The organism is Nocardia sp. NPDC002869 (genome assembly GCF_046764065.1).
Taxonomy (GTDB): Bacteria; Actinomycetota; Actinomycetes; order Mycobacteriales; family Mycobacteriaceae; genus Nocardia; species Nocardia rhamnosiphila.
In genome coordinates this window covers 1-5413 of sequence record NZ_JBKOOL010000255.1, presented here as the reverse complement: position 1 = coordinate 5413, position 5413 = coordinate 1, and the positions used below count along the sequence as shown (strand labels likewise).

The 5413-nt window shown below is 69.1% G+C and carries 6 protein-coding genes; 1 reads left to right on the top strand and 5 read right to left on the bottom strand.

The window, feature by feature from the left end; translation table 11 throughout:
* Positions 1-144: 144 nt before the first annotated feature.
* The 3 genes from ACLML9_RS27595 to ACLML9_RS27585 all read right to left on the bottom strand — a co-directional run bounded on the left by ACLML9_RS27595 (position 145) and on the right by ACLML9_RS27585 (position 2988).
* The gene (locus tag ACLML9_RS27595) at positions 145-1350 is read right to left on the bottom strand and encodes an NADP-dependent malic enzyme (RefSeq protein ID WP_411948247.1); all 1206 of its coding nucleotides are present in this window, start codon (positions 1348-1350) and stop codon (positions 145-147) included.
* Between the two features lie 520 nt (positions 1351-1870).
* Positions 1871-2137: a hypothetical protein gene (locus ACLML9_RS27590; protein ID WP_411948246.1), complete on the bottom strand. Its 267-nt coding sequence runs from the start codon at positions 2135-2137 to the stop codon at positions 1871-1873.
* Positions 2134-2988: a PHP domain-containing protein gene (locus ACLML9_RS27585; RefSeq protein WP_411948245.1), complete on the bottom strand. Its 855-nt coding sequence runs from the start codon at positions 2986-2988 to the stop codon at positions 2134-2136. Before ACLML9_RS27585 ends, ACLML9_RS27590 begins: the two co-directional genes overlap by 4 nt.
* 139 nt (positions 2989-3127) lie before the next feature.
* Here ACLML9_RS27585 and ACLML9_RS27580 point away from each other — a divergent pair, with 139 nt between their 5' ends.
* Positions 3128-4201 (top strand): magnesium and cobalt transport protein CorA, encoded by a 1074-nt coding sequence (locus ACLML9_RS27580; RefSeq protein WP_411948244.1) that lies wholly within the window; start codon positions 3128-3130, stop codon positions 4199-4201.
* A gap of 28 nt (positions 4202-4229) precedes the next feature.
* On the opposite strand, the gene ACLML9_RS27575 is transcribed toward ACLML9_RS27580, so the two are convergent.
* Both ACLML9_RS27575 and ACLML9_RS27570 read right to left on the bottom strand, forming a co-directional pair.
* Positions 4230-4811 carry a suppressor of fused domain protein gene (locus tag ACLML9_RS27575; protein ID WP_411948243.1) on the bottom strand — a complete coding sequence of 194 codons (582 nt, stop codon included), beginning with the start codon at positions 4809-4811 and terminating at the stop codon, positions 4230-4232.
* 3 nt (positions 4812-4814) lie between these two features.
* Complete coding sequence (locus ACLML9_RS27570) at positions 4815-5306, bottom strand: general stress protein (protein WP_030522047.1); 492 nt, start codon at positions 5304-5306, stop codon at positions 4815-4817.
* Positions 5307-5413: the final 107 nt, after the last annotated feature.

Below are 5413 nucleotides of genomic sequence, written 5' to 3'. Positions count from 1 at the left end.
TGCGCTTCGAGGCCGAAACGGCGAGACCCAGGGGGCCTCAACCCCGCGCCGCCGCAGGCGGCGCCAAAAACTACAGCACCCGGCCCAGGGTGGCGGCCGAGTGCTGTAGTTGCGGTTACCGCCCGGGTAAGGCGGAACGATCTATCAGGCGACGCCCTCCGCGCGGGCGGCGGCGGCGACCGCGTCGGCCACCGCGGGGGCGACGCGCGGGTCGAGCGGGCTGGGCACGATCTTGTCGACGGCGAGTTCGTCGGCCACGACGCCGAGGATGGCGTTGGCGGCCGCGATCTTCATACCTTCGGTGATGCGCCGGGCGCCCGCGTCGAGCGCGCCCTTGAACACGCCGGGGAAGGCGAGCACATTGTTGATCTGGTTCGGGAAGTCGCTGCGGCCGGTGGCGACGATGGCGGCGTACTTGCCGGCCACGGCGGGATGGATTTCCGGGTCCGGGTTGGACATGGCGAACACGATGGACTCCGGAGCCATCGAGGCGATGAGCTCTTCGGCGATGGTGCCCGCGGACAGGCCGAGGAACACGTCGGCGCCGGCGAGGGCGTCGGCGGGGGTGCCGGTGAGGCCGCGCGGGTTGGTGCGCTGGGCCAGGTCGGCCTTGACCGCGTTGAGGTCACCGCGGTCACGGCTGACGATGCCCTTGGAGTCGAGCACGGTCACATCGGCGACGCCCGCGGCAAGCAGGATGTTGGTGCAGGCGACCCCGGCGGCCCCGGCGCCCGACACGACCACTTTGAGGCCGGAGGTGGCACGGCCCTGCACGGCGGCGGCGCCGTTGAGGGCGGCCAGCACCACGATGGCGGTGCCGTGCTGGTCGTCGTGCATGACGGGACAGTCGAGGGCTTCCACGACCCGCTTCTCGATTTCGAAGCAGCGGGGGGCGGAGATGTCCTCCAGGTTCACGGCGCCGAAGCTGGGGCGCAGGCGGATCAGGGTTTCGACGATCTCGTCGACGTCCTTGGTGTCCAGCACGAGCGGGATGGAGTCGAGTCCGGCGAACTTCTTGAACAGCGCCGACTTGCCCTCCATGACCGGGAGGGAGGCGCGCGGGCCGATATCGCCGAGGCCCAGCACCGCCGATCCGTCGCTGACCACGACCACCAGGCGGTCGGTCCAGGTGTAGCGCTTCGCCAGGCTCTCGTCCTCGGCGATGGCACGGCTCACCTGCGCCACCCCGGGGGTGTAGGCGATCGATAGGTCGCGCTGGGTGGCCAGCGGCGAGCTGAGCTCGACCGAGAGCTTGCCGCCGAGGTGACCCGCGAAGATCTCCTCGTGAGTGATCGCCGAGAGATCTTGGACCTCTTCTTTGCTGGCGGTGGCGTTCGGTGCGTCAGTCACAGAGGACACGATTTCACTCCTGCTGGTTGCGGTCGTAACCGGTGGACGGTTACCGCCGGGTATTTGGTGTTATCTGCGTCATATCGTTCATCGGCGGTGCGACCAGGATGTTTCCTGGCGCAACCGGTTCCCGGAGGACCGGGGAGCCCGGACACGGGGCGATGAGGGCGCTGATTTCGGGCAGCTACTGTCCGGGTGGATTTCGGACGGGTTGGTCCGAATGAACTCGACCGGTGCCCACTTCCCGGCGCGACGGTGCGTCGCGGAGCGGCGGGCGCCTGATATCCCCGACCCGGCGGTGGCAACGATCGGGAATCCGCAACATTCTGCCAGGTCCCGGATCGTTCGCCAAACCGGGCCCGGCGGATTGCGCGTTTCGGACACCACGGGGCCAGCGTAGGCCGCGAGCATTACCTTCCCGTGAGCGGAAACTCGCGAACGACGCCGCGGTCCGGTGAGACACCTCAAAGGTTCCGGGAAGCCGGGTGAACCCGGCGACCGGAACGGACTGCGCCGCCGGTCAACCCCACCACTGGGTCCACAGCAGAATCGTGCCGGAACCCAGCACCACCACCGCCGCGCCGAGGCTCGCCGCGCCCCGCACCCGATCCGAATACACCTGTGCCACAACGGCTATCACGGCAACAGCGATATGCCAGGCCACCGATTCGGCGCCGGGCCCCGGAAATCCACGGCGCTCGCCGATGATCTCCGCCCCGACGACGACCAGCGCCAGCAGCACCAGCCCGGCCGCCGCCACACCACTGATGCCGCGCACCACTCTCATGAGGCCAGCACCGGTACGCCGGTGGCCCGGCCGGCCAGTTTCTCGAACTGCGCCGGGTCGGTGGTGCATTCGCCCAGGCCGATGGTCTTGTTCGCGCCGTGGTAGTCCGAGGACCCGGTCGCCAGCAGTCCGCATTCGCCGGCCAGTTCCCGCAGTACCGCCCGGTCCCGGGGGCTGTGGTCCGGGTGATCGACCTCCAGGCCGCCCAGTCCGTGCGGCGCCAGGTCGCGCACCTCCTGCAGGTCCAGCAGCCGGCCCCGGCTGCGGGCCCGCCCGTGGGCGAGCACGCTCACACCCCCGGCTCCGGCGATCATCGCCACCGCCCGGCGCAGCGGGGTATCGGCCTTCTCCACGTAATAGGGGCCGTCCGAGGCGAGCAGTTCGGCGAAAGCGGCATTCACCGAGGGCACCACCCCCGCTTCGACGAGGGCGCGGGCCAGGTGGGGGCGGCCCGCCGCGGGGCCGGCGGCGGCCAGCACCGCGTCCGGGTCGATCGGGAGCCCGTCGGCGGCCATCTGTTCGGCCATGGCGCGTAGTCGCTCGACCCGTTCGGCGCGCAGCCGTTCCCGTTCGGTCGCGAAACCGCTGTCTGCGGGGTCGAACAGGTAGGCCAGCAGATGCACCGACACCGGGTAGCCGTCGACACCGCGGCCCACGCACGACATCTCCATGCCCCGGATCAAGGTCAGCCCGGCCGGGCGGGCGGCCTCGGCCTCGGCCCAGCCCGCGGTGGTGTCGTGATCAGTGATCGCGACGACGTCCAGCCCGGCGTCGGCCGCTTCGCGCACCAGTTCGGCCGGGCTGTCGGTGCCGTCGGAGGCGGTGGAGTGGGTATGCAGATCGATGCGCACCCGCCCAGTCTTCCAGTGCTCGTCCGGGGCGCTGCCGGTGCGGGGCGGCAAGCGCGGGCGTTGCGGCGTTTCCGGGACGCGGTGACCGGAGCTTTCCGCGCAGGCCCCGGCTGTGGTCGCCGCGACGTAGCATCGACGCGTGCCTTCGATTCCGCTGCCGTTCCATGGTCCGGGGCGGACGCGGCGTTCCACCGCGGTACCGCATATCCGAGTACCCACCGCGCGTGCGGTCGTCGACTGCGCGGTCTATGTGGACGGCAGCCGGCTCCCGGGCCGCTACACCCACGAGAAGGCGCTCGCCGCCGCCCGGGAACGCGGCGGTTTCGTCTGGCTGGGTCTGCACGACCCCGACGCCGAGCAGATGGGCGAGGTGGCCGAAACCTTCGGATTGCACGCCCTCGCCGTCGAGGACGCGGTCCAGGCCCATCAGCGGCCGAAACTGGAACGTTACGACGACACTCTCGTGATGGTCATGCGCACCGTCGCCCACCGGGAGCACGAACTGCACACGGTCAGCGAGATCGTCGAAACGGGCGAGCTGATGATCTTCACCGCACCCGATTTCGTCATCGCCGTCCGGCACGGCGAACATTCACCGCTCGCGACCGTGCGCCGAGACCTGGAAGCCGACCCCGCCCGATTGCGACTGGGCACCGGCTCGGTGCTGCACGCCATCGCCGACCATGTGGTCGACTCCTATATAGACGTCGTGCAGGCGGTGGAATTCGATATCGACGCGATGGAAGAAGAGGTGTTCACCCCGCGCACCAGGATCACCGTAGAGGCGATCTATCAGCTCAAACGCGAAGTGGTGGAACTACGGCGCGCGGTCAATCCGCTCGCGCTGCCGCTGCAACTGCTGGTGCACAAGGAGGAGCTGCCGATCGACCCGGAGATCCGGCGCTATCTGCGCGATGTCGCCGACCACCACACCGGTGTCGCCGAACGCATCACCGATTTCGACGATTCGCTCAGCGCTCTCATCAGCGCCGCGCTGACCAAGATCACCGTCCAGCAGAACACCGATATGCGCAAGATCTCGGCATGGGTCGCCATCGCCGCGGTGCCGACAATGATCGCCGGTATCTACGGGATGAACTTCGAACATATGCCGGAACTGCGGATCAGCTGGGGTTATCCGGTGGTGCTGGTGGTCATCCTCGGCATCTGCCTGACGCTGCTCGCGCTTTTCCACCGCAACGACTGGCTCTGACCGGGCCCGTCCACCGCCGGACCCGACGCTACAGCGAAGCCGCGCCCCGGCCGGGGTCCAGTACATCGATCCCGGCCTCGGCCCAGGCATCCCGTAACGCCTGCGCCCCGCGCACCCGCACCCAGGCCGCCTCGGTCGCCGTCACCGGCGTCACCGTGAAATACCGCACCGGCTCCGCCGGATCCGGTAACTCGATCTCCGGGATCTCCCCCACGCCCAGCAGCACCGCCGTGAACGGCGCGTCCTGCCAGATCGGTTCGCCCAGGTCCAGGAGCGCGTCCGCCTGCAGCACAACACCTTCGACCGCGGGCGCCGCCGCCAGCACCCCCAGCGTCCGGGCCACCCCCGCCCCGGCCCCGGCCGCCGACCGCACTGTCAGCACCAGCTCCGCCCGCGGACCGCGCACCGGGTCGGCGTGCAGATCCCCCGGATCACCCATCGGATGCCGGGACCCACCGACCGTCAGATAGTGCGTCACACCGTCACCGGGGATACGCAGGATCTCGATCGGCTCGAGGCCCAGGAAAGTCATCGAAGCCGTATCCACCGCGGCCGCGTCCACCCCGAAGAAATCCGCCACGGCCGTCCGGACGCGTTCGAACACGTCCATCCGCTAGATGGCCAGCTTCGCGAGCAGATCCCGGGCCTGTTCGGCCGTCTTCGGGTCACACAACACGTCGTAACGGCCCGCGACCAACTGCATGGTCGACGCGAAATCCCGCTGGCCCCGGGTGGCCGCGTACGGGATGGTCGTCGAGATGACCCCGAAGATGATGCCGCCGACCAGGCCCACCACCAGCGGGCCGGCCATACCGTTGGTGGTGAACAGGCTCAGCAACAGACCCAGGAACAACCCGAGCCACGCACCCGAGACCACACCCCCGCCGATCACCTTGCCCCAGTTCAAGCGGTACAGCACCCGTTCGACCTGCATCAGGTCCACGCCGACGATGGTGACGTTCTGCACGGGGAACTGATTGTCCGCCAGATGATCCACCGCGCGCTGCGCCTCGGCATAGGTCGGATACGAACCGACCGGCCACCCGGAAGGGGGCGTGGGCAGACCCTGCCTACCGCGATTCGAGCCTCCAAGAGGGTTCGTCATAAGTCCATTCTGTCTTATTTGGCGCCGCCTGCGGCGGCGCGGGGTTGAGGCCCCCTTGGTCTCGCCGTTTCGGCCTCGAGACTCGAGCCTTCGGCTCATGCGCTTTC

What these genes read in the sequence shown, in the direction of transcription:
- ACLML9_RS27590 (WP_411948246.1), bottom strand. Translation starts at nt 2,137, where the DNA reads ATGAGAGTGGTGCGCGGCATCAGTGGTGTGGCGGCGGCCGGGCTGGTG.
- ACLML9_RS27575 (WP_411948243.1), bottom strand. Translation starts at nt 4,811, where the DNA reads ATGGACGTGTTCGAACGCGTCCGGACGGCCGTGGCGGATTTCTTCGGG.
- ACLML9_RS27570 (WP_030522047.1), bottom strand. Translation starts at nt 5,306, where the DNA reads ATGACGAACCCTCTTGGAGGCTCGAATCGCGGTAGGCAGGGTCTGCCC.